The sequence below is a fragment of the Nonomuraea sp. NPDC002799 genome, from assembly GCF_053592075.1.
The window spans coordinates 1-23,466 of the sequence record NZ_JBSFVA010000058.1 but is presented as its reverse complement, the minus strand read 5'-3'; the positions used below and the strand labels follow the sequence as shown (position 1 = coordinate 23,466).

The 23,466-nt window shown below is 71.8% G+C and carries 19 protein-coding genes; 13 read left to right on the top strand and 6 right to left on the bottom strand.

What is annotated here, in order from left to right; translation table 11 throughout:
* Positions 1-15: 15 nt before the first annotated feature.
* The 7 genes from ACWD0F_RS48545 (at position 16) to ACWD0F_RS48515 (ending at position 11,693) form a co-directional block, all read left to right on the top strand.
* Positions 16-2,205 carry a vWA domain-containing protein gene (locus tag ACWD0F_RS48545; RefSeq protein WP_449889430.1) on the top strand — a complete coding sequence of 730 codons (2,190 nt, stop codon included), beginning with the start codon at positions 16-18 and terminating at the stop codon, positions 2,203-2,205.
* A 7-nt stretch (positions 2,206-2,212) separates the two neighbouring features.
* Positions 2,213-5,323 (top strand): tubulin-like doman-containing protein, encoded by a 3,111-nt coding sequence (locus tag ACWD0F_RS48540; RefSeq protein WP_449889428.1) that lies wholly within the window; start codon positions 2,213-2,215, stop codon positions 5,321-5,323.
* A 2-nt stretch (positions 5,324-5,325) separates the two neighbouring features.
* Entirely contained in the window at positions 5,326-7,161 is a 1,836-nt protein-coding gene (locus ACWD0F_RS48535; RefSeq protein ID WP_449889426.1) for a hypothetical protein, read from the top strand.
* A complete protein-coding gene (locus ACWD0F_RS48530) occupies positions 7,151-8,122 on the top strand; it encodes a hypothetical protein (RefSeq protein ID WP_449889424.1) in 972 nt (323 codons plus the stop codon). The genes ACWD0F_RS48535 and ACWD0F_RS48530 overlap by 11 nt, the downstream gene beginning before the upstream one ends.
* Complete coding sequence (locus ACWD0F_RS48525) at positions 8,119-9,123, top strand: hypothetical protein (RefSeq protein ID WP_449889422.1); 1,005 nt, start codon at positions 8,119-8,121, stop codon at positions 9,121-9,123. The genes ACWD0F_RS48530 and ACWD0F_RS48525 overlap by 4 nt, the downstream gene beginning before the upstream one ends.
* A complete protein-coding gene (locus ACWD0F_RS48520; protein WP_449889421.1) occupies positions 9,123-10,580 on the top strand; it encodes a hypothetical protein in 1,458 nt (485 codons plus the stop codon). Before ACWD0F_RS48525 ends, ACWD0F_RS48520 begins: the two co-directional genes overlap by 1 nt.
* 99 nt (positions 10,581-10,679) lie before the next feature.
* Positions 10,680-11,693: a hypothetical protein gene (locus ACWD0F_RS48515; RefSeq protein WP_449889419.1), complete on the top strand. Its 1,014-nt coding sequence runs from the start codon at positions 10,680-10,682 to the stop codon at positions 11,691-11,693.
* A 79-nt stretch (positions 11,694-11,772) separates the two neighbouring features.
* On the opposite strand, the gene ACWD0F_RS48510 is transcribed toward ACWD0F_RS48515, so the two are convergent.
* Positions 11,773-12,738, bottom strand: a complete 966-nt coding sequence (locus ACWD0F_RS48510) for an oxidoreductase (protein ID WP_449889417.1) — start codon at positions 12,736-12,738, stop codon at positions 11,773-11,775.
* A 158-nt stretch (positions 12,739-12,896) separates the two neighbouring features.
* Between ACWD0F_RS48510 and ACWD0F_RS48505 the strand changes: the two genes are divergently transcribed.
* The 3 genes from ACWD0F_RS48505 (at position 12,897) to ACWD0F_RS48495 (ending at position 14,972) form a co-directional block, all read left to right on the top strand.
* A complete protein-coding gene (locus tag ACWD0F_RS48505) occupies positions 12,897-13,331 on the top strand; it encodes a MarR family winged helix-turn-helix transcriptional regulator (RefSeq protein WP_449889416.1) in 435 nt (144 codons plus the stop codon).
* Positions 13,328-13,672: a nuclear transport factor 2 family protein gene (locus ACWD0F_RS48500; RefSeq protein ID WP_449889414.1), complete on the top strand. Its 345-nt coding sequence runs from the start codon at positions 13,328-13,330 to the stop codon at positions 13,670-13,672. Before ACWD0F_RS48505 ends, ACWD0F_RS48500 begins: the two co-directional genes overlap by 4 nt.
* A 97-nt stretch (positions 13,673-13,769) precedes the next feature.
* Positions 13,770-14,972 carry an MFS transporter gene (locus tag ACWD0F_RS48495; protein ID WP_449889412.1) on the top strand — a complete coding sequence of 401 codons (1,203 nt, stop codon included), beginning with the start codon at positions 13,770-13,772 and terminating at the stop codon, positions 14,970-14,972.
* A gap of 13 nt (positions 14,973-14,985) precedes the next feature.
* On the opposite strand, the gene ACWD0F_RS48490 is transcribed toward ACWD0F_RS48495, so the two are convergent.
* A complete protein-coding gene (locus ACWD0F_RS48490) occupies positions 14,986-15,777 on the bottom strand; it encodes a class I SAM-dependent DNA methyltransferase (RefSeq protein WP_449889410.1) in 792 nt (263 codons plus the stop codon).
* Positions 15,778-15,921: 144 nt separating this feature from the next.
* On the bottom strand, positions 15,922-17,931 hold the full coding sequence (locus ACWD0F_RS48485; RefSeq protein ID WP_449889408.1) for an endo-1,3-alpha-glucanase family glycosylhydrolase: 2,010 nt from the start codon (positions 17,929-17,931) through the stop codon (positions 15,922-15,924).
* 618 nt (positions 17,932-18,549) lie between these two features.
* Between ACWD0F_RS48485 and ACWD0F_RS48480 the strand changes: the two genes are divergently transcribed.
* The 3 genes from ACWD0F_RS48480 to ACWD0F_RS48470 all read left to right on the top strand — a co-directional run bounded on the left by ACWD0F_RS48480 (position 18,550) and on the right by ACWD0F_RS48470 (position 22,099).
* Complete coding sequence (locus ACWD0F_RS48480) at positions 18,550-20,244, top strand: DEAD/DEAH box helicase (RefSeq protein WP_449889406.1); 1,695 nt, start codon at positions 18,550-18,552, stop codon at positions 20,242-20,244.
* 238 nt (positions 20,245-20,482) lie between these two features.
* Positions 20,483-21,190, top strand: coding sequence for a hypothetical protein (locus ACWD0F_RS48475; protein WP_449889404.1), 708 nt, complete (start codon positions 20,483-20,485; stop codon positions 21,188-21,190).
* 231 nt (positions 21,191-21,421) lie between these two features.
* Positions 21,422-22,099 carry an acyl-homoserine-lactone synthase gene (locus ACWD0F_RS48470; RefSeq protein WP_449889402.1) on the top strand — a complete coding sequence of 226 codons (678 nt, stop codon included), beginning with the start codon at positions 21,422-21,424 and terminating at the stop codon, positions 22,097-22,099.
* Positions 22,100-22,199: 100 nt separating this feature from the next.
* Here ACWD0F_RS48470 and ACWD0F_RS48465 read toward each other — a convergent pair whose 3' ends face one another.
* From ACWD0F_RS48465 to ACWD0F_RS48455, 3 genes are all read right to left on the bottom strand, one after another.
* Positions 22,200-22,391, bottom strand: a complete 192-nt coding sequence (locus tag ACWD0F_RS48465) for a hypothetical protein (RefSeq protein ID WP_449889401.1) — start codon at positions 22,389-22,391, stop codon at positions 22,200-22,202.
* 158 nt (positions 22,392-22,549) lie between these two features.
* On the bottom strand, positions 22,550-22,879 hold the full coding sequence (locus ACWD0F_RS48460) for a hypothetical protein (RefSeq protein ID WP_449889399.1): 330 nt from the start codon (positions 22,877-22,879) through the stop codon (positions 22,550-22,552).
* 54 nt (positions 22,880-22,933) lie between these two features.
* The gene (locus tag ACWD0F_RS48455) at positions 22,934-23,239 is read right to left on the bottom strand and encodes a hypothetical protein (protein WP_449889398.1); all 306 of its coding nucleotides are present in this window, start codon (positions 23,237-23,239) and stop codon (positions 22,934-22,936) included.
* Positions 23,240-23,466: the final 227 nt, after the last annotated feature.

Genomic DNA, 23,466 nt, shown 5'->3' with positions numbered 1-23,466 from the left:
CTTTTCACCCTGGCCGTGACTGCCGGCGCGGTGCTCGTCCCGATGCCCGTGCCCGCGCACGCCGCGCCGCCCTCCGACGTCAAGCCGGTGCGCGTCGTCATCCTGGTCGACGAGTCGGGCAGCCTGAGCGGGCCTGACGTCGCCCGTGAGCGGGCCGCGGCCCAGCTCATCGCTCTCAGCGAGTTGTCGCCGCGGTCCCAGGTGGCGGTGGTGGGCTTCGGCAGCTCCAACGGTCCAGGCCAGTCGGCGGTGGACATCGTCTGCCCGCTGAGCGGGGTGCAGACGGCGCAGGATCGCGAGTCGCTGAGCCGGTGCGTGGAGAAGCTGCGCCGCCGCGCCACCGAGGACGGCAACGACACCGACCACGCCGCCGCCCTGGAGCAGGCGCTCGACATCATGAGCAAGCCCGACGACCAGCAGCGGACCAAGATCGTCTTCATGCTGACCGACGGCGTCCTGGACGTGCGGAAGAGCCCCCAGTACGGCGCGGACCCCCAGGCCCGCGACCGCAACGCCCAAACCCAGATCGTCCAGAGCCTCAAGAGCGCCGAGCAGGGGAAGGTGCAGATCTGGCCCCTGGGCTTCGGCGCGGCGGACAAGGCGAGCCTCGACGCGTTCGCGGCGGGCGGCTGGCGGCAGCCCTGCGGCGACCAGGAGTCGGCCACGCCGCGGGCCCGGGTGGTCGCCAGCTCGGCCGACGTGGAGCGCTCCCTGCTGGAGGCGTTCGCCTACGCCAGGTGCGCCGGCATCGAGAAGTCGGTGACCGACTCGCTGGACGCAGGCGCCACCGTCAACCTGCACGTCAACATCCCGATCATCGCGACCGACGGCTCGATCGTGGTGGTCAAGCGCGACCGGCGCATCCAGGTCGCCTACTTCGACCCCGACGGCACCCAGGTGCCCAAGCAGGGCGACCAGAACGACTCGACCTTCGAGGCCGCCGGGCAGGCGGGCCCGGTGGAGTCCCTGCGCATCCGCAACCCGGTGCCGGGCACCTGGCGCATCCAGCTCACCTCGCCGCCCGGCGCCGACCGCCAGGACGTCAGCGCCACCGTCGTCTGGCAGGGCGCGCTGCGGGCCTCGATCTCGCTGAGCAACCCCCGGCCGCGCCCCGGCGAGCAGGTGGCCGTACGCCTGCGCCTGCAGACTCGGACGGGCGTCATCACCGACCCGGCCGCGCTGGAGCAGCTGCGCTTCACCGCCCGCATGTCCGGCGAGGGCTTCCAGGAGCTCCCGATCGACCTGGGCGACACGGGCGGCGGCCCCGACCGGGGGCAGGGCGACGGCGAGTACTCCGGGCAGGTCACCGTCCCGGCCACGGCCACCGGCGCGCTGTCCTTCCTCGGCACCGTGAGCGGGCCGGGCGTGGCCGGCGACCAGCGGCCCTATGAGACCCGCGTCGCCGGGCCCGCCGACAGGCTGCGGGCCCAGGTGCAGCTTGAGCCGGCCACCCTGGAGCCGGGCGGCGAGATCTCCGGGACCGTCCGCGTCACCAACGACGCCGAGCCGGTGCCACTCGCCCTGCGGCTGGTCGACGTCCCGGGCACGATGAGCCTGTCGGCCCAGCGGCTCCAGGCTCCGGCGGGGACCTCCGAGCACACCTTCGCGCTGCGCGTCGGCGCGGACGCCGCCGAGGGCCGGGTCGGCGGCATGGTGCAGGTGCTCGACCCGGCCGGGCAGGTGGTGGCCGAGGAATTCGTGGACGTGGACGTGCAGCCGCCGGCGTCGTTAGGGGAGCGGGCCCTGCAGGCGCTGCTGATCCTGCTCGTCATCCTGGCGGTGGCGCTGCCGATCCTGCTGGCCAGGCGGCGGGCGCGGCGCCGGGCGGCCGACCCGAGCGACCTGACGCTCTTCCTGTTCGACCGGCCGGACGAGCCGTACATCAGCCGGTTGCAGGCCCCCTTGGGCGAGGGGCCCGAGTTCGCCTTCGAGGTCACGGGCGGCCGCCTGGTGCGCACGTACGGCACCGGCTACACCGTGCGCCGGGGGAGCGGCCAGGCCGTCGTGGTCCGCCACCCGTCGGGGCAGGAGCTGGAGCCGCTCCTGCCGGGCCGGCCCATCGCCCTGCCGAACGGCATGTACCTGGGCGTGGACGACGGCCGGGCCCGGGGAGCGGGCGCGGGCGCGGAGCGACCCGTATACGGCTCACCCGAGCCGCACGAAAGCAGGACCCACAGGCCGATGCCGGGTGACGATCTGTTGTGAGGGGCGCATGAGGATCTTTGATCCGATGATGTTCGTGGGGCTCGGCGGCACCGGCTGCCGGGTCGGAGTGGAGCTGGAGCGCTGGCTGCGTGACGAGCTGAGCGGTCCGGACGGCATGGACCTGATCAGGAATTTCAGCTGGCAGAACTACCTTCCCTACGAGCTGCCCTCCTGCCTGCAGTTCGTCTACGTCGACCTCAACGAGGCCGAGCTGACCCGCACCCGCCGCCGGGTGGTGCCGACCGAGCGGGAGTTCCCGGCGGCCGCTCGCACCGCCCACCTGATCCACGACGTGGTGCCGAAGTTCGACTCCTACCCGGAGGTGGCCCGCAGCCTGCGGGCCACGCTGGGCGACGTGGTCAAGGACTGGCTGCCGCCGCGCGAGCAGGAGCCGCTGGTCGCGCCGCTGATGCGGGGGGCGGGACAACTTCCCACGGTGGCCAGGGCCGCGTTGTTCGAGCGCATGCGCTACGGCACCGGGCCGGTGATGCAGGGCATCGAGGACGCGATCGGCGCGATCAGCAACTCGGGCAGCGAGCTGGCCGCGCTGGGCGGCCGGCTACGGCGCAGATGCGACGTGTTCGTGGCGTTCTCCGTGGCGGGCGGCACCGGCAGCGGCATCTTCTACGACTACCTGCACCTGATCGGCGAAGCCTTCGCCCGCAACCACATCAGAGCACGGATCTACCCCCTGGTCGTCATGCCGTCGGCCTTCGTCGAGGGCATGGGCGGCGGGCGCCGGGCCCGGCTGAACGCCGGCGCGAGCCTGCTGGACCTGTTCCGGCTGGTGGACGACCAGAACGCGCCGCAGGCGGGCACACAGGTGGACGAGCAGGGCATCGTGGGCGAGCTCGGCGTGCGTTACCCGGGCAAGGGCGAGGTACGCCTGGCCACCGGCACGGTGCAGACCGCGTTCCTGTTCACCATGCCGCCCGGCGTCGAGCGCGACGACCTGCACCGCTCGATCGCCTCCCTGATCGTCTCCCTGGCCGGCACCCGGCCGGGCAGCGCGAGCGAGGCCCTCGGCGGCATGGAGAGCCGCGGGGAGGCCTCGTTCGCCGACGACTTCATCAACCGCGCCGTGGAGCGCGAGGTGCCGGCCGCCTCCGGCATCGGCAACCGGGGCGTCTCGACGGCGTTCGTCTCCTCCATGACCGTGCCCGTGGAGGACCTGGCCGACCTGGTCAGCTCACGGCTGCTGGCCCGGGCGGTGACGCAGCTCGACGCCATGCCGCCGGGCGCCGCCGAGAGCAACGTCGATGAGATCCGGCGCATGTTCACCACCGCCAACCTCGAACCGCTCAACACCCGCGAGCCGCTGCCGCTGCCGGAGGCCCGCGCCGCGGCCGGCGCGGCCGACATCCAGAAGTCGCTGGCCAACCGGATCCGCGCGATGGAGGACAACCTGACCTCCTTGGAGCGGCGGCTCAACCGCAGCGTGCCGGTCATGGCCCAGGAGATGGACGTGCGCCGCGGCGCGCTCGAAGGGCTCGGCCACGTCGACCCGTTCCGGTTGCGGCGGGTGGTGGTCGGCCTGCCCGGCGACGTGCACGAGGCCGACCGGCTGGGCTTCGCCGGGCTGCTCGACCACCGCAGGGCGCAGCCGCGCAAGCCGTTCGAGACCATGACCGAGGCGCCGCCGCAGCCGCGGCCGATGCGCGACCGGCTGCTGCGCAAGACGCAGTGGGCCGATCCCGCCGTCCAGGCGTCCCTGCACGACCAGGAAAGCTGGTACCTGTGGCGCAGCCAGGCGCTGTGGCACAAGGCGTGGGCCGACCAGATGCCCCGCTGGGAGCCCCGGCGCAAGCAGCTCATCCGCGAGGTGCGCGAGTTCACCCAGGTGTTCGCCGAGCACGCCGAGGCCGACGCCGAACGCTTCGCGCGCCGCGCCGGCGAGCTCTACGAGACCCGCGTCGGCGTCTACCACCTGCTGCCGCCCGCCGGCGCCGAGGCCTTCTACGACACGGTCCTGCGCCGCTTCGTGGACGTGTTCGTCGCCCGGCAGGTCCTGCGCCCCACCGACGGGGAGGCCGGCGTGGTCAACGCGCTGCTCGGCCCGGACGGCTGGCGGCACGCCTACGACCTGGCCTGGCGGACGGGCAAGCCGGCCGATGCGCTCACCTGGGTGCGCGAGCGGCTCAAGCTGGAGGTCAAGAAGCTGTTCAAGGACCGCGACGAGGCCGCCGCGCTGGGCGAGCAGCCGCTGCTGCCCGCGCTGGCCGACATCCTGGCGGCGGCCGCCGTGGGCGGCGACGACCCGCACGTGCGGCAGTTCCAGCTCAAGCTGGCCGACCTGGTGCCGGGCGGCTTCACCCCCGACGGCACGGGCGACCTGAAGGTGCTGGTCTCCTACCCGGCGCCGGCCAAGGCCCCCGACCTGGAGCGCTTCCTCAAGGACCGGATCGACCTGCCGGAGGCGCCCGACTTCCGCAACATCGACGCCGACTCGGTGACGGTGGTGCAACTGCGTACCTCGATGAGCGTCACCCAGGTGCGCGAGCTGCGCGAGGTGCTGCACAGCTGGGCCGACGCGCTGCACCACGAGCAGCCGCAGGACCACCTGAAGTGGCGCCAGCGGCTCGGCTACGACTTCGGCTACCTCGCCACGACGGAGGAGCACCGGGCGCGCATCCTGCACCGGCTGCTCTGCCTGCTCTGGAACGGGCAGGTCCAGGTGGTGGAGGGCGAGCCGGCCTCGCCGGCGCGGATCCGGATCGACGTCGCGGGCGGGTCGATCACGCTCCCGCTCACCGGGTACGGCAAGGCGTCCTCGTGGCCGAGCATGCTGCGCGCCTACGAGCAGTGGGTGATCGCCGGCGACGAGGAGTTCCGCGGCCTGGTCAGCGAGCAGCTCATGAACGCCACCCCGAACGGCCTGGCGGGCACGCTCAGCGTGCCGCACCCGCTCTTCCACCAGGTCACCGGGATGGCCGCCGACCAGCTCGGCCTGCTGGAGATCATCGTTCCCAAGCTGCCGCCGGGGGCGCGCAACCGGGCCGACCAGCTCATCGGCTTCTGGGCGCACACCCTGCCCACCGCGCTCGACCTGCCCTTCGAACGGGTAGCCGAGGCCGTCGCCTACAACCTGCGCGACCTGGACGCGCTCGTCGGGGAGTGAGCATGGTCGTCGTGGTCGACCTGCGCAAGGGCGAGCCGGAGCGGCTCGGCGGCCGGATGCTGGTGGTCACCGACACCGAGCGCCTGGCCGCCTCCCAGCAGGTGCTGCAGCAGGTGCTCAGCTCGCGCCTGGTCAGATCGGTGCTGGTCGTCGCGGTGGGGCCCGTGCCGCGCCTGCCCCCGGCACTGGACGGCGAGAGCCGCCGGGTGCTCTGGGTGGGCGACCCCTGCGGCATCCTCTGGGGCGCCGACACCGGCGAGGCGGCGCACGGGCCGGAGGTGAGCTCGGAGTCCATCCTGATCGACCTGCTCACGCAGCCGGAGGTCTTCGACGAGGTGGTCAACAGCCTGGGCTCCATCCCGTACGGCGTCGCCTCGCCCGGCTGGCGCATCGTGGCCGGCCGCATCGACCCCGAGGTGCTCTCGCAGGTCTTCCTTGAGGTGGCCGAACGCTTCGACGGGCCACTCCAGCAGGACACCGCCGCGCTGAACTCGCCGCTGGCCACCGCGCTGCCGGTGCTCAGCGGCAGCGCGGACCTGCCGGCCGACCTGCTCGACGCGCTCATCCCCGAGGGCCGGACGGAGCGGCTCTACCGGCGGGCCGCCGACCAGGTGGACCGGGCGGCCCGCGCCCTGGACGATCTGAGCTACTTCCACGGCGCCCCGGCCCGCGCCGAGATCGCCGACGAGGTGGTCGCGGCGGGCCGGGCGCTGGCCGAGTTCCGCGACACCGTCGCGCGGCTGTTCGCGGAGATCGACCACACCGACGAGGGCGCGGCCGAGACGCTGGCGGCGTACGGGATCAAGTCCGCCACCCCGGCGGGCATGGGGCACCGCGAGATCGTCGGCGAGTTGCGGGCCGACGTGGAGACGGCCCTCGCCGAGCGGAAGAGCCTGCTGCGCCTGGTGTCGCGGCTGCGCCTGCTGGCCGACCAGAGCGCGCCCATCGGCAGCGCCGCCTTCGTCGACGATCTCTGGCGCATCTGCCCCGACGAGCTGCTCAACGCGCTGCACGCGCCCGCCCCGTTCCCCGTCAAACTGATCGACCGCTTCGTCTTCTGGCGGCGCTCGCGGGCCTGGTGGCGCGAGCGACTCTCGCTCGGCCCGGCCAGGACCGCGCTCGGCGAGCTGCGTTCGCGGCTGGAGCGGGTGGCGGCCAGCGAGTGGACGCTCGGCGAGGCGCGCACGCACACCTCCGACACCGCCCGCACGCTGGCCGCCGCGCTGCTCGAAGTCTGCACGCGGGTGGCGGGGACCCTGACCGACTGGAGCAGGACCGAGGCCGGTCAGGCGGCCGCCGGCCCGGCGCTGGACGAAGAGGTCACCGTGCGCCTGCGCGACCGCGGCGGCCAGCTCCGCGAGGTCATCACCGGCGACCTGCTCGACGCGGTGACCGGCTGGCTGGAGCCCGGCTGGACCGCGCTGGAGCACGGCGACTACCGGGACGTCCAGACGGGCCTGGAGCGCCGGGTCGACGAGACGCTGCGGCACTACCGCTACCACATGGCCCACCGGGGCGTGCAGGAGCGGCCCGACTTCGGCACCGGCGACACCGGCCGCCAGGAGCTCGTGGACGCGGTGTGGCGGCAGTCGCAGCAGGTCGTGCGGGCCCTGCGGGCCGAGCCCGGCGGGCAGATGTTGCAGTTGTGCGGCGACCGCGACCTGCCGGCGCTGCTGAGGCAGGCGTACACCGTCCGCTTCGCGCCCAGGGCGGTACGCGGTCAGGGCAATCCGCCGGACGTCGTGTGGACCAGGTCGGGCCAGTACGCCGGCACGCTGCGCCTGGTGCCGCTGCGCCCCGGGACGGTGGAGGAGAACTGGAGTGCGGATGGAACCTGAGCCGCTGACCTTCCGCACTCCCGAGGGCGACGAGGTGACCTGGGAGGTGGAGGCGGAGCCGTACCACGACCCGTTCGAGCGGCGGCTGACCCTCGTCGTCATGGGCACCAAGCTCGTCCAGCGGCGGGTGCCCCGCGCGGAGGGGCGCGAGCGCGACCACCTCTACGACCTGCTGGAGAACGAGGCCCGCATGGGCGCCAGGCTGCTCACCCGGCTCGGCCGGGCCTACCCGGCCGAGCTGCCCCGGCTGATGGGCCACAACCTCGACGTGGCGGAGCCGTTCATCCTGCTGTCCGACCACCGGGGTGAGCCGGTGACCCGCTATTCCGGCGCGCTGCTGACCGCCGAGCAGCGGGCCTTGCAGGCGAGCCTGTTCCGCGCGGTGCGCATCCTGTCGGCCTGCGGCATCGTGCACCGGCGCATCGAGCAGGGCACGGTCCGCTGGGACGGCTCGGCCGTGCAGCTCACCGACCTCAGCCACGCCACGCTGATCGGCAGCCACCGGGTGCGCCTGGGCGAGGCGCCCTACGCCTCGCCCGCCCAGCGCGCGGGCGAGGGCCTGGCGTCCACCGCCGACGACCTGTGGAGCGCGGGCATGGTGCTCTACCGCACGGTCACCGGCCGCGAGGTCGCCGACCGGCCGGACCTGTCCGCCGCCCCGGCGCTGCAGCCCATCCACGACGTCTTCTCCGGCGCGCCGCCGTCGGCTCTGGAGGTGCTCACCCGGTTGCGGGTGCCGGACCCGATGGCCGCCATCCCCGCCGAGCCGGACGTCGGGCTGGAAGAGGGCCGCGCCGCCTTCGACCGGGCCCGGGAGGCCCGGCGCGAGACACCCGTGGCGAAGGCCGCCACCCGGGTCGAGCCGGTGCCGGCGGAGCCGCCGCGGCCCTGGTGGGCGCGCTGGCTTCCGCTGGCCGTGGTGGTCGGCCTGCTCGTCGTCCTGTGGGTGGTGACCCGATGATGCTCTGCCCGATCTGCCTGCACGAGTTCGCCTGGAGCGAGGACGAGCTCTACGAGCGCACGCCGGCGGGCCAGTACCAGCGGCTCTCCCTGGAGCACGTGACCGGGGCCCGCCGCACGGACCTCCTGCGCGCCGCCCACGTACGCTGCCCGGCGCCGGTGACCGACCCCAGCCTGGAGCACCACCTTCCCTACACCTATGTCCAGCACGGCCGCCCCCTGGTGATCGGGCTGGTCGGGGGACCGGAGACGGGCAAGACCCATCTGCTGGCCGCGATGATCGGCGCCATCGAGCAGGGCGGGCTGCGGTCCTACGGGCTGACCGCGGACGCGGTGGACATCGAACGGCACGCCGAGTACGTCAACGCGTACGTGCGTCCCCTGATGGTGGAGCGGACCGCGCTGTCCCGCACCACCCACCGGGCCACCGCCGAGCCGGTCGACGCGCTGCTCGTCAGCGACGGCCGCCACACCACCGCCGTGGCCTTCTTCGACATCGCCGGCGAGCTGCTGCGCAGCAGCTCGCACGAGGCGACCAGGTTCATCCCGGCGGTCGGCGGGCTGCTGTTCGTGATCGACGCCGCCACCCAGCCGGCCAGGATGGGCGACGAGGCCTTCCGCGCGGTGCTCGACCGGCTGCCCAAGACCGGCGGCCGGCTGGACATCCCGGCCGCCATCGCGGTCACCAAGAGCGACTCGGTACGTTTCCAGGCCCCGGTGGACACCTGGCTCTACGACCTCCCCGGCGGGCTGGACCCGGCGGACGTCGTGAAGGAGAGCCGCGACGTCTACGCCTTCCTCCACCGGCGTGGCGCGCAGGCGTGGCTGAGCCCCTATGACAAATGCCGTAAGTGCACCCTGCATTTCGTCTCGGCGACGGGCGCCGAGGCCACCGACGGCCGCTTCCCCAGGGGCGTCCGGCCGCGTCGTGTCCTCGCGCCCCTGATCTCGCTCTTCGCCATGACCGGCGTCCTGCGTGGTTTTCCGGAGGTGGGGACCTGATGGGCCGTTACGCCAGCATCGACTGGATCGAGTTCGAGTGGGACGAGCGGCGCACCGGCCTGGGCCCCGTGCGATCCTCCCTGGAGGACACCCGCGTCTGGGAGCACGAGCTCGGGCCCTGGCTCGATCCCGGGCCTGTGCCGGGGTCGAGCGTGTGCCGGCTCAAGGTGAACGGGCGCGTGGTGGTGCTGGCCAGAACGCGGACCGGCGGGTCGGACAGCAGGCGGACCATCCAGGGCACCGCCTACCTGGGCGGCTCGGCCACGTCGTCCTCCGCCATGCCGAACCCGCGCCAGGCGCTCGCGCTGGCCGCCGGCTGGGCCGCCCGGCCGCCCGGCGACCGGGAGCCGCTGGATCTGGCCCGCCTGCTCGATCCCTTCGCCGAGGCGCGCGACCTGCTCGACCGGCAGGCGCGGGCCGGAGCGGGAGAGCTCGCCCCCATCGTCTCCCAGGCCCTGCGCGGCCCCCGCGAGGCCCTCTCGGTGGCCTCGCACGGGAACACCGTCGTGCAGCTCTGGGGGCTGATGGACATCCTGCACCTGGTGCTGGGGCGCTGTCCTGAGACCTTCTCCACCTACGAGAGCGATGACCTCAAGCGGGGGGCGGAGGTCATCTTCCTGCGGCAGTGGCCCGGATTGTCGTCGCAGGGCTCGCACCGGGCCCGGGTCGACCTGCGGGCGCCGGAGCAGGACGACGCGTACGGCGAGGTCGCGGCGCTGGTCGTCGAGGCGTACGCGGACGGGCGGCTGCCGGCGCTGGTCAAGCGGCTGGGGATCACCGGCGGGACGCCGGCGGCGGAGCGGATCCGGCTGCTCGCGAACTCCTCGTACGAGCCGGCGGCCCCCGCGGCCCAGCCGGACCAGGTGGACACCTGGGCGCCCCGGCCCCGGCAGCGTCAGGTGCTGGAGCCGGCGAACCCCACGCCCGCTCCGCCGCCTTCCCCCCAGCCATCCCCGGCGCCGCCGACGGCGCGACCGCACCCGGTCGCCCACGCGCCGGGCCCGCCATCGGGGCCGCCACCGGGCCGGGCATCGGGGTCGCCATCGGGGCCGGCATCGGGCTCGCCGGCGGCGTCACGGGCGGAGGCCGGGCCGTCCCAGCCGGAGATCAGGCCGCCGGCGCCGTCCTTCGCGACCCGCGACGTCTTCGAGGACTTCCGTGCCGACCTGGCCGACGCGGCCACCTCCGAGGAGACCCGGGCCATCATGAAGGACGTCCGCGACTGGGCGGCCACCCGCACGCCGGCCGAGGTGCGCTCCCGGCTGCCGGTCCTGATCGCCGACCTGGAGCGGCTGCTGCCCGAAAGCCAGGTCAACCGGGTGCTGCTCGACGTGCTCGATCCGGAGGCCCGGGCGGAGGAACCCCGGTCCGGCTGGCTCGATCCCCGGTGGATCGTCCTCGCCGCGGGGCTGGGGGTCGTGCTCGTCCTCCAGGTCGTGCTGCTGGTCTTCCGCTGACCCGCCGGACGGCGACGCCCGGCCTCCTCCGTCGCCGTCGGGTACCGTGACCATGGGCGTCCGTGCGCGCCCGACTTCCGGCGGCCGCGGGAGGCGACCATGACCGAGCAGGCCGGTCTCGACCGGCTGGCGGCGGCTCTGCATGTCAGCAACGGCGACGCCACCGACCTGCCCGGGACCGGAATCGCCCCGCGGGTGCTCTACTGGCGCGACGTCCTGCACGAAGGGCCGGTGCCCGCCGTCGGCCCCGAGGAGCTGCGCCGGATCAGAGCCGCCTTCCTCGCCGGATCGCAGGCGGACGACCGCGGCGAGGGCGCCGCCATGTTCGCCGAGCGGGACCGCGTCCTGGAGGCCAACCGCGACGGCGAGTACATGCTCTGGTTCGAGGCCGATCTCTACGATCAGCTCCAGATCATCGAGATCCTGGCCCGGCTGGCCGGCCTCGGCGTGCCCGCCGAGCGCGTCACCCTGATCTGCATCGGCGAGCACCCGGGCATCGCCCGCTTCGGCGGGCTCGGCGAGTTGACGGCCGGGCAGTTGCGCGAGTTGCCAGCGACGGGCGTGGCCGTCCGGCTGACCCCGGACACGATGCGGCTGGCGACCACCGCCTGGGCGGCCTTCCGCGCGCCGGCGCCGGACGGCATCGGCGCGATCGTCGCGGCCCGCTCACGTGAGCTGCGTTTCCTGGGTGAGGCGTTCGACCGGCTCAGCCGGGAGTATCCGTCGACCCGCGACGGGCTGTCGCTGACCGAGCGGCGGATCCTGGCCTCCGTCGCCGGTGGCGCCGGCGACGCCGGGGCCGCGTTCGTCCGCGCCGCATCACGCGAGACGCGCCCCTACCTCGGCGATGACCGGTGCTTCGCGATGATGGACCGGATGGTGCGGGCGCGGGTCCCGCTGCTCGCCGTCCAGCCGGCCGGCCGTGAGGTCGACCGGTCGGCCCGGCTGCTGCTGACCGGCGCCGGGGCTCTGGTGCTCGCGGGCGAGGCGGACCACGTCACCCTGAACGGCGTCGACCGGTGGATCGGCGGTGTGCACCTGCGCGGACCGCAGGCGCGCTGGCGCTGGGACGAAGGCACCGAGACCATCACCGGGCCGATCGGCGGACCGTAGGGGGTCCCGCTCGCCCGGGGCCTGGGTCACGGCAGGCTGGTCGCCGGGGCCTGGGTCAGGGCAAGGCTGGTCGTCTGGGTCACGGCAGGCTGGTCGCCGGGGTTGCCGGGGCGGCGGGCAGGGGGTAGGTGACGCCGGTGAGATCCGCCGACAGGTCCCACAACCGGGTGGCCGTGACGGTGTCGCGGATGGCGCGCTCCCGGGTTCGCCGCGTGGGCCGGCCGCGCAGTTGCAGCGGCCCGTCGGGAACGATGTAGCTGCCTCCCGGCAGATCCGGGACGGTGGCCGCGTACAGGGAGGTTCTGGCCCCTTCCGGGGTGGGACGGAAGACCGCCCGCACGAGCAGGCGCGTGGCGGTCGCGTAGAGCCGCCCTCTGGCGCTGTTGGCACCGCCGGTGAGCACGTTGGTCCGGGTGAGTCCCGGCGCGACGGCCATGCTGCGCAGCCGCACTCCGGCGGCCTCGGCCCGGCGCTGGAGTTCCATGGCGAAGTAGAGGTTGGCCCGCTTGGACTGCACGTAGGCGAACGCCGTGCGGTAGGAGCGCTCGGCGTTGAGGTTGTCCAGCTCGAAGCGGGCGAAACGCTGGCCCTCGCTGCTGACGGTGACCACGCGCGGATCGGGCGCGGTGAGCAGACGGGGCAGCAGCAGGCCCGTCAGGGCGAAGGCGCCCAGGTGGTTGATGCCGAACTGCGACTCGAATCCGTCCGCGGTCCGGGCGTAGGGCACCATCGCGACGCCGGCGTTGTTGACGAGCAGGTCGAGCCGGTCGTGCTCCCAGCTCGCGGCGAATGCCCGGATGGAGGTCAGGCTGGACAGGTCCAGGCGGCGCAGCTCCAGACGGGCGCCGGGTGTCTCGCCGCGCATCCGGGCCAGCGCGGCCTGCCCGCGCGCCGGATCACGGCAGGCCAGCACGACATGGGCGCCGCGGCGGGCCAGCTCGCGGGCGGTGACGTAGCCGATGCCGCTGTTGGCCCCGGTCACCACCGCCACGCGCCCGGACTGGTCGGGAACCGAGTGGAGGGTCCAAGAAGGGGGATTGCGCATGATAGTCACTCCTAGAGCTATCGCAACTTTGTGTTGCGATAGCTTCATCCTGGCTGTGGCGCGCAGATAAAGCAACTTGGAGTTGCGATGGGATCCGATGTCATTCCCGGCGTGGTTCAACTCTTGAAGGCATCAAGAGTTGGCGCTATAAAGGGATAGTGCGTGAAGAGACGACTGAAGACACGTTCTTCCGTGAGCTCGGCGGCGCCTGCGCGGAGGTGCGGCAGGCGTTCGCCCGGCACGTGGGCATGGGCCCGCATCGCGTGCAGGTGCTCGTCAGGCTGTGGCGTGACGGCGAGACCAGCCACAGCGACCTGCGCCAGGCGCTGGGCGTCGACGGTGCCAGCATCACCCGGCTGGTCAAGGAGTTCGAGGTCGAGGGGCTGGTCGGCCGGCGCCTCGACCCGGCGGACAACCGCTACACCCTGGCCGCGCTGACCCCTGCCGGTGAGCGGGTGGCGGCCGACCTGGCGCGGGCGCACCAGGCGTACCAGGAACGGCTGCTCGACGGCGTCGCCGCGGCAGAACAGGAGATCGTGCTGCGCGCCCTGCGGCGTGTCCGCGCGAACATGAACGATCAGGAGAGTCCATGACAGACGACGTGCGGGCCGCGGCCCACCGCATGTACGCGGCGTTCAACGCCCGCGACCACGCCGCCGCGGCGGACATCTTCACCACGGACTTCTACAGCCACCCCCTGGGGACCACCGGGCCGGACAGCGTCGCCCAGTCGTGGCAGCGCTTCCACGAGGCGTTCCCCGAGGTCCAGGTCGTCGTCGAGGACATGGTCGTGGAGGGGGACACGGCCGCCGTCCGCACGAGCGTGCGCGGCGTGGCCGGCCGGCGGCCCCCCACCATGCTGGAGATCTTCCGGGTGCGCGACGGGCGCATCGCCGAGTTGTGGGGCCTGTCCTCGCTGGGGCGTGACGCGTGAGACGGCGGTTCGGTGCGCGGGCGCGGCGGTTACGGCCCCAGTGTCCGGCCGGTGCGCAGCCGCGGCTCGCGACCATCGTGCCCGCCTGATGGGCGGCGTGACGGAGGAGGCCGTGGACGCCCCCGCGCGCGGCCGGGCGCTCAACGCCGCGCTGATCGTCGTGTGCCAGAGCATGCAGGCCCTCTGTTTCGGCGGCATCGCGCTCTTCCTGCCCCTCATCCGTGCGGACGTGGGGATCAGCGCCTCGCAGGCCGGCCTGCTGGCCGCTGCCGGCACGTTCACGTACGCGCTCATGCAGATCCCGTCCGGCTACCTGTCGGACCGTTTCGACCCCAAGCGCCTGTTCGTGATCGGGCTGCTCGGCACCAACGTGCTCTCCTTCACCTTCGCCCTGCTGGACACCTACGGCTGGCTCATCGTCAACCAGGCGGTCTCGGGCGTCTTCCGGTCGCTGGTGTTCGCGCCCGGCCTGCTGCTGATCAGCCGGCAGTTCCGGGCGGACCGCAGGGCCACGGCCATGGGCCTGTACGTCGCCGGCGGCTTCTCCTCCAACATCGTGCTCAACGCGCTCGGCCCGGCGCTGGTCGGCCCGCTGGGCTGGCGCTGGCTGATGGTGCTCTTCGCCGCCAGCGGCGTGCTGGTCCTGCTGGCCTTCGCCCGGCTGGGCGACTCGGCCCGGAGCAAGGCCGGCGCGACCCCGCCGACGTGGGCGGACGCCCGCGAGATCCTGTCGCACCGGGTCGTGTGGCTGAGCGGCTTCGTGCAGTTCGTCCGGCTCGCGGTGGTGACCGGGATCGCGTTCTGGCTGCCGAGCCTCATCGTGGAGGACAAGGGCTACTCGCTGGGCGTGGCCGGCGCCGTGGTGGCGATCGGCGCGGCGGTGACGGCTCCGGCGAACTTCTTCGGCGGCTGGGTGTCCGACCGTCTCGGCCGGCCGCTGGCCGTGATCGGCCTCTCCCTGGCCGCGCTGGCCGTCACGATCTTCCTCATCCCGTTCGTGGACGCCCTGCCGGCGCTGATCGCGGTGATCGCGGTGAACTCGGTCTTCCTGCAGCTCTACTTCGGGCCGCTGTTCGCCGTGCCGCTCCAGCACCTCGGCACCGTGAACGCGGGCCTGGTCACGGGGTTCGGCAACTTCTGCGCCAACCTCGGGGGAGTGGCCTTCTCCTTCGGGCTGGGCGCCTTCAAGGACGCGACCGGCTCCTTCGACGCCGGCCTGTGGCTCCTGGCGGGCATGTGCGCCGCGGGGCTGGCGGTCACCTGGCTGATCTCCCGCCTGCCGGCCGGCGGCGCGGACTAGCGGACTAAACGGTCTACCGGCGGCGGCAGATCATCATCTCGGTCGTGGGGCTCTCCCGGAGCAGGTGGACCAGCCGCCGTTCGAGCGGGAACAGCAGGGCGCCGGCCACGTCGCCGCCGCGCTCGCTCCTGGTGACCGCGCGCAGCAGGCCGCCCCACAACCGGCGCCAGACGGGGTTCCCGTCCACCTGGGCGTTCATCAGGACGAGCATCGGCACCCGGCCCATCACGTCGAAGCCGGCCTCGTCCAGCGCCCTGGTGATCCACGTGAGGGTGTGGTTGACCTGGTGGTCGCCGCGCTGCTCCGGTCCGTGCAGGAAGTTCTCCGACAACACGAAGATGCCGCCGGGGCGCAGCGCCGTGGCGATGGACCGCAGGGCCATCCGGTAGCGCGCGTCGTCGGTGATGTGGAAGAGCATGTCCATGGCCGACACCGCGTCGAAGGAGCCCGGCTCGAAGGTCTCACCCGGCTCGGCGATGTCCACGTCGTGAAAGCCGACGCTCGGGAAACGCTCGCGCAGCCGGTGCACGGCCGCCTGGGTGAGGTCGCAGCCGGTGATGGACCTGACGCCGTGCGCCTGCCAGCGGCGAACGTAGAATCCGGTGCCCGAGCCGACGTCCAGCACCCGCGCGGAGGGCAGGTCCAGCGGCAACGAGGTGGCCTCCCGGTCGAAGACCTCGGCGCGTACGCGATACATCCACCGGTTGAAGGCGCGGCCGAGAGCCTTGTAGCCGACGCCGATCTCGTTCCAGTCGCTCCGCAGGCGCTCTTCCCAGAAGCCCTTCAGCTCACCGTGTGTCTTCATCTGTCACCCTCCCAGAAGGGGAGGGTTACCCGTTGTCCGGGCGGCCAGTCATCGTTCGTTAAGGTTTCTCCCTTTTTCCTCAGATCCAGGGAAAAAGGGAGCCTCCCGGCCCGAGGAGGGCCGGGAGGCGGCGTCCGCTACGAACTAGAGCGGGCGCGAGCAGGCGACGCCGCCGCCTGCGTGGTTGATCAGATCCTGGTAAACGACGCTCTTGACGATCGGGGTGTTGCTCTTGACCGTCTGGATGACCTTGCCGTCCCGCTTCAGCTCGAAGACGGGGGTCGTCCCCGGCACCATCGGCGCCTTGAACGACACCATGCCGGGCCCGGTCACCTCCTTGGTCTGCACGTCGTCGCCCTGCTTGATGGTCAGGGTGCCCGCTTCCTTGACGAAGGCGAGCAGCTCGACGTTGTTGGTGGCCGCGTCACCGTACGGGATGGCGATCGGGCCGATGGTCTGCTTCGTGGCGTCGAACGGCGCGTCGGTGCGGTGGCTGCGGTGGAAGTAGTACAGCGCGTCCCGCTTGACGCTGGGCTCCTTGCCGGTCTTGAACCAGGTCGTGTAGTACGCGACCACGTCGGCGGGCGCGTACCCGCGCTCGACCGACGGGGCCAGCCACGACTCGGCGTAGTCGTTCCAGGTCAGCAGGTTGACGATGTCCGCGTCACCCTCCATGGCCTTGACGAACGACTGGCGCAGGGTGCCGCTGTTGGACGGCTCCCAGTAGCGCTTGTCACGCGGGCGCACGTCCTCCAGGGCCGCCGGGGCCATGTAGAACTTGCCGCGCTTGGCCGCCTCGATGCCGGACTTGCGGTAGCCGTCCGTCGAGGTCTGCCAGCGCACGCCCCAGGAGGAGTAGCCGGCCACGGAGTCGTTCCACTCGGTCTTGCCCGTGCCGCTCCAGTCCAGGAAGATCGGCACCAGCACCGTCTTCATGCCCTGGGCGGCCAGCTTCGTCCGCAGCGTGTCCCACCAGGCCGGGGACTGGCGCTCGGGGTAGAACGGCGCGAGCGGGATGGTCCCGTCGGGCAGCGTGTACAGCGACGAGTGCCCCTTGGCCATCAGGATGTCGGTGATCACCTTGTCGGGTGCCGCGTCCTTGGTGGTCGGGAAGTCCGGGCTGAGCATGATCCGGAAGCCCGGGTCCACCGCCTTGGCCGCCGCCAGCAGCTTGGGGAACTGGTTGAAGCGCTGGTCGCTGGCCGAGGTGTGGTGCTCGTAGATGAAGCCGTCCACGCCCATCGCGATGGCCTGGCGCACTTCGACCTCGAAGTCCGCCTGCCGCCAGTCGCCGGTGCGCACCGGGCGGGTCAGCGGCCGGTCACGCGAGTGGCCGCCCTGTGCGGCGTACATGCCGCTGGAGCCCGCGGGGTCCAGCCATGAGGCGTACTGGTCTTTCGCCGGGTCCTTGTTGTCGACCGACAACGGGTAGGGCGGGAAGTAGAAGGCGAAGACCTTCTTGTCGTACGAACGCAGCGTCGACGCGGCCGGCTTGTCGAACGGCAGGCAAGGCACGCTGCCCGTCGCCGTCGGGCTGGCGGTGGGGGTCGCCGTGGCGGTGGGGCTCGTCGTCGGGGTCGGGGTCGCGGTCGGGCTCTTGGTGGGGCTCGCGGTCGGGCTCGCCGTCGGGGTGGCCGAGGCGGGCGTGTAGGTGACCTTGAGGCTCGGGCCCTTGCCCGTCGTGCGAGTGGAGTACAGCACCGCCACCACGCCCTTGGACGCGGTGAGGCCGAAGGAGTACGTGCCGTTGCCGGTGTACGCCTTGGAGACGTCCAGGCTGGCCACCTCGTTGGCGGTGAAGCCGGTGTGGGTCGTCAGCGCGGTGCCGAAGGTCGGCCGGGAGTTCCATGAGGTGGCGCTCTGTGACCAGGTGCCGGTCACCTTGTGGGCGCTGACCGTGGTGTCGGTCGTCCGGGTGGAGCGTACCTGGAGCGTCAGCTTGACGTCCGTGGCGCCGGCCGGGATACCGGAAACCTTGAAGCCCATCAGGGCTCTGCGCTCGGCGTTGGTGGCGTCGTTGCAGGTCTTGACGCAGACCGACATCCACTCAGCGCTGCTGTAAACGGTTTCTGGAGCGGCCTGACTAATGAACACGTCGTTGGTCGAGGGGACCACGACGCTCACCGGCGCCGTGGAGGCCGACGCTTGCGTCACGCCTGTGCTGAGGACACAGGCCAAGGCGACGAGGACGGCGGGCACCGTCCGTCGATGGGATAACAAAGGGCCTCCAGTCGAGGGGTTCCCTGATGCGAACGGTGATCACGATAGCTGTGCCCCAGGGGAACCGGGGGCCAATCCTACTATTTGTTCATGTCCGGAAATAGTGTGATATGACCTCTAATCCCATTGGAGCGCGCCATAATCCGGGACATCGTGCTCCCCGTCGCCGCTCCTCGTCTCGGAGCGGCTGATCACCTGTCCGTGAGATCGTCGTCGCTCGCCGGTATGAGTACGATCGGGGGATCAGGTCCCGCACCCACCGGGTGGCGACCCACTTCCGAAGGGCGGCTCAAGACGTTCCCAGGCCCTCTGCAAGGGTAGAGCTGCGGTAATGCTCACAGTGGGAGCACGGTGGGTTCACGGTGGGTTCACCGTGGAGCGGCGGCGACCGCCGCGCCGGACGGGGACGGGTGCACCCTGATGTCCCGTGCCGGCCGGACGCCGGACAACATGTACAGGGGTCGGGGCTCGGGTGGATCGAGGCCCCTTCCCGGCAGATGATCAGTAGCAGGGGGTGTCGAACCAGGTGTGGGAGTTCGTGAGGAGTCGGCGATGACCATGAACGCAACCGGCGGCGAGGTCACCTTCGCCGATCTGGGGCTCCGACCCGAGCTCCTGGACGTGCTGTCCGCTCTGGGGTACGAAGAGCCCACTCCGATTCAGAGAGAGGCGATTCCCCCGCTGGTGCAGGGGAGTGACCTGCTCGGGCAGGCGGCGACGGGAACGGGGAAGACCGCGGCGTTCGCGCTGCCCGTCCTGCAGCGCATGTCCGGCTCCGCCGACGGCGCCGGGCCGGTGACGCTGGTGCTCGTGCCCACGCGTGAGCTGGCCATCCAGGTCTCGGAGGCGTTCCATCGGTACGGCCGCACCCTGGGCGCGCGGGTCCTGCCGATCTACGGCGGAGCGCCGATCGGCCGGCAGCTGCAGGCGCTCAAGCGCGGGGTCGACGTCGTCGTCGCGACACCGGGACGGGCCCTCGACCACATCGGCCGGGGCACGCTCGACCTGGAGGGGCTGCGCACCGTCGTCCTCGACGAGGCGGACGAGATGCTCGACATGGGGTTCGCCGACGACATCGAGGCGATTCTCGCCGCGACCCCGGAGCAGCGCCAGACCGTGCTGTTCTCCGCGACGCTTCCGCCGCGCATCGACGGGATCGCCCGCCGCCACCTGCGCGACCCGGTACGGCTGGAAATGGGGCGCGCGACGGCAGAGGGCGGCGAGACAGGCCCCGCGGTCGAGCAGAGCGCCTACCTGGTCGCCAGGGCGCACAAACCCGCGGCGCTCGGCCGCCTGCTCGACATCGAGGCGCCGACGGCCGCGATCATCTTCTGCCGCACCCGTGAGGAGGTCGACCAGCTCACGGAGACCATGAACGGGCGCGGCCACCGGGCCGAGGCCCTGCACGGCGGCATGGAGCAGGAGCAGCGCGACCGGGTGATGTCACGGGTGCGGGCCGGCACCGCCGACCTGCTCATCGCGACCGACGTGGCCGCGCGCGGCCTCGACATCGAACAGCTCACCCACGTCGTCAACTACAACGTCCCGTCCGCGCCCGAGGCGTACGTGCACCGCATCGGCAGGGTGGGCCGCGCCGGTCGCGGCGGGGTGGCCCTGACCCTGGTGGAGCCGCGCGAGCACCGCATGCTCAAGGCGATCGAGCGGGTGACCAAGCAGCGGATCGCGGTGGAGCGGCTGCCGACCGTCGCCGACCTGCGTATGCGCCGGATGGAGCTGACCCGTGCGGCGCTGGAGGAGTGCCTCCTTCAGGACGATCTGGAGTCCTTCCACGTCGTGGTCGAGTCGCTCACCGACGAGTTCGACCTCATGGAGGTGGCGCTCGCCGCGGTCAAACTGGCGCACGAGGCCGGCGGCGGCACGCTCGACGAGCAGGAGATTCCCGAGATCGCCCCGCGGACCATGGACAAGCAGCGCGGGCAGCGACCGGCCCCCCAGGACGGCGAGCGCTACGGTCGTGCCCCGGCGGGCGGCATGGCCCGCCTGTTCTTCAACGTGGGACGCAGCGCGGGCATCCGGCCGCAGGACCTGGTCGGCGCGATCGCCGGCGAGTCCAGCCTGAGCGGGCGCGACATCGGCGCGATCGAGATCGCCGACCGGTTCTCGCTGGTGGAGGTGCCGCAGGCCGCGGCCGACGAAGTGATCGCCGCCCTCCGGCGGGCCACGATCAAGGGAAGAAGGCCGATGGTCCGCCGCGAGCGTGACACGCGGAGCAGACGAGAACGATGACGAGTGGCCGCCGCCACGCCTCTCCGTCTCCGGGCGGATCGCCCGCGCCCGACGAAGATCAGGCCGTGGGCCCGTCGTGGCGGCGGCGCTGCCCGGGTGAGAGACGCCCCTAGGCCGTCCGGTCCGGGCGTCCTAGGGATATCCCGGACCCGGTCCCCGGTCCGGGCGTCCGCCGGCTCTTCTACGCTGGGAACGATCCAGGACGTTGACTTTCCGCAGAGGCGGAGGGAGACGGCAGATGACGGACACACCTCCTCGGCCCGCTGCCGTACCGAGCCAGGTCCGGCCGCGTGGCCGGCTGTCCCCCGGATCGGTGCCGCGGCAGCTCGACCGGGTTCCCCTCGACGGCCAGGACATGAAGGCGATCGACCTGGTGATGCACGAGTACGACGCCATCCGCGCCGAGATCACCACCGCGCTCGGCGCCCAGGTCTCCGTGCTCAGTTTCGGCGCCGCCACGACCGGCCTGCTGGTCGCGGCGGCAGGCGCCCTGTGGGCGGACGAGGGGTTGTTGTCCGGTCTGCTGCTCCTGACCGTCGTTCCGGCCGGGTGCTTCCTGACGCTCGTCATCCACGCGGGAGAGCTGGTCCGCCTGACGCGCGCGGGGCTGTTCCTCCATGTCCTGGAGACGCAGATCAACAACGCCTACCGCACGTCGAACGCGGTGCGAGGCAGTGTGCTCGTCTGGGAGCACTGGGACATCCGGCACGGGAGCGCCGACGTGGACCGGCATAACCGCCGCGCCATCAGCGGCGTGTTCGCCCTGCTGGCCTACGGATTCATGTTCGCCGGCGCCTGGCGCCTGTCCGACCTGTCCGAGCACGCCGTCGTGCCGGCCCGCTGGGCCTTCACGGCCTGCGTGCTGCTCAGCTCGCTGGCCATCTACTGGGTCTGGCGTCTGTACAAGTACGCCTACGCCTTCCGGGCCGAGTACGAGACCGGGTAGTCCCGATCTTCCCGTCCGCTCGCCGAGACCTTCCCCGGTGATCTGGCTCCTCCCTTCTCGCGCAGGTTCACGCGAAGTGATGAATACCGTCCCTGACCGTGCGACGACTTTGTGAGAAGTCACGAAGACACCGGCAGGCGATGAGCCATACCGTCCAGAGACCTCCGTCCCGCATAACAACGGGCAAAGCAGCGATCGGCGGAGGAGCCGGTTCTTTCGCGGAGGATGCTCGTGGACGGTCCGCAGGTGGAGAAATGCAGGCAACGGGTGGCGGTCGGCCGCGCCGGCGAGCTGCCGGCGTGGTTGCTCGACGGCATGTTCCGCCTCCGCCACGAGGTGTTCTACGAACGCCTCCGCTGGGAGGTCGCCAGCCTCCACGGCAGGGAACGTGACTTCTACGACGACTACGATCCGGTCTACGTGATCAGCTATCTGGAGGACTGCCGGGAGGTCACGGGGTGCTGCCGGCTGCTGCCCACCGACGGCCCCTACATGCTCCGCGACGTCTTCTCCGAGGCGTTACGCGGTGGCCGGGCTCCGCACGATCCGGCCGTCTGGGAGATCAGCCGCCTGGCGACCGGCCGTACCTGGTCTCGTGCGGTGGCGGCGGGTTTCGGCCCGTTCGCCCTCGCGCTGCTCTGGGAGGCGTTCCGGTGGATCGATCGGCACGGTGACAGCGTGGTCGCGGTTTCCAGCGTGGCCGTGGAACGGCGGCTGCATGCCATGGGCGTGCCCAGCCGGCGCCTCGGTGACGGCAGGACGACGCGCCTCGGCAAAGTCGTCTGCGCCGCCTACCTCACGTCGGTCAAGGACTTTCTGGAGAAGGCGCCCCCCGTGGTGGAAGCGGAGCTTTACTGCCAGGCGGCCGGCCTGCGCGGAGAATCCTCCGGCTCGTGTGCGATCGACTGACCCGGAGGCGGCCGGAGCGCCGTTGGTGACAGCGCTCCGGCCACCTCCGATATCACGGTTCGACGAATGTGGACGGGGTGCCCTTACCGGGGCTTCTGGTCTAGCATCCGTTCTCTTGGAAAAGGCCGTAAAGCCACGCGGCATACTGGAGGTTGCCCTGTGTCATGTTGTAGACCACTCCGTAGGCCAGATCCTTGCAGTCGTCGGCTGCGGCCGGAGTGCCGGCGGCGATCGTGATCGCGACGGGTAGCACGAGAACGGCTCCGGCGACGGTGGAGATTCTTCGGAACATCGATATACCTCCTTGAACAGTCCGGCGGGCTATTCCGCAGGAACGTCATAGTTTTCGGCGCGATATGTCCGGCCTCGGCGGGACCCGGCTGGATGGGCGCCGCCGATCTGTCCGGCGGAGGCCGCCCCGCGGCGATCCACGTGCGGGTGCTCGCCGGGTCAGGGCGTTGTGCAGCCGAGTGTCACCAAGGCGTGGTAGGTGAGCGGGAAGCCGGGGCGCACCCCGCCCATGATGATCGGATCGCCCAGGAGGGAGCAGTCCTCGGCGGTGTATCCCGCGGCCGAGGCTTGCACCTGCGCGTCCGCGATGGCGGCGGTCAGCGCGGCCTCCTGGGTCGGGCCCGATCCGAGGCCACCGAACTGCTGCGTCGCGGGAAGCACCTCCGGTGTCCCAAGGGTGGGCGCCACGGCGGACGCCGTCCCCGCCCCGGCCAACGGGATCACCACGCCCGCCGCGGCGACGGCGATCAGCTTGCGAAGAAATGTCATCGCGCAAGAACCTTTCTCGGTGTTCCTGTCGTCGGCCTTTGTCGTGCGGGCGGTTCATTTCTCGCAGGACAGGGTGACCGAGGCGAACCAGGTGGTGTGGTATTCGGGGATGACATAAAATTCCACGACTCGGCACTCACGGAATCCGGCCGCTGCGGCCTGCCAGCGCGCTTCGAGTTCGGCGAGGTTGTACGCTACCTTCTTGTCGACGTCCCGCGCCTCCCCGATGAAAACGCCTGGCTCGTACCTGACCGGGAGTGCCGACGCCGGGCCGGCATTGGCTTGCGACGGCGAGGTGACGCCGATACCGGCGAACGACAGCGCCATGACGAGCACGCCACCGTTCAGCGCGCGTTTCATCGCAGACATGACATTCCTCTGGGCTGGACCATCGAGAACAACTGCGGTTCGGCTTGATTATCAGCGACGGCCGGAGAAAGTGAACAGAACAATCGAACTGATCTGATCGGCCCCCGGAAAAGGCCGAACTAATACTCCAGCCGCACTTATCGATCTTTGAGGCGTTGACGCTGGTAGTGGCTTCGACGGGCGCGGGCCTGATGGCGCCGTCGCCAGTATGACCAGCG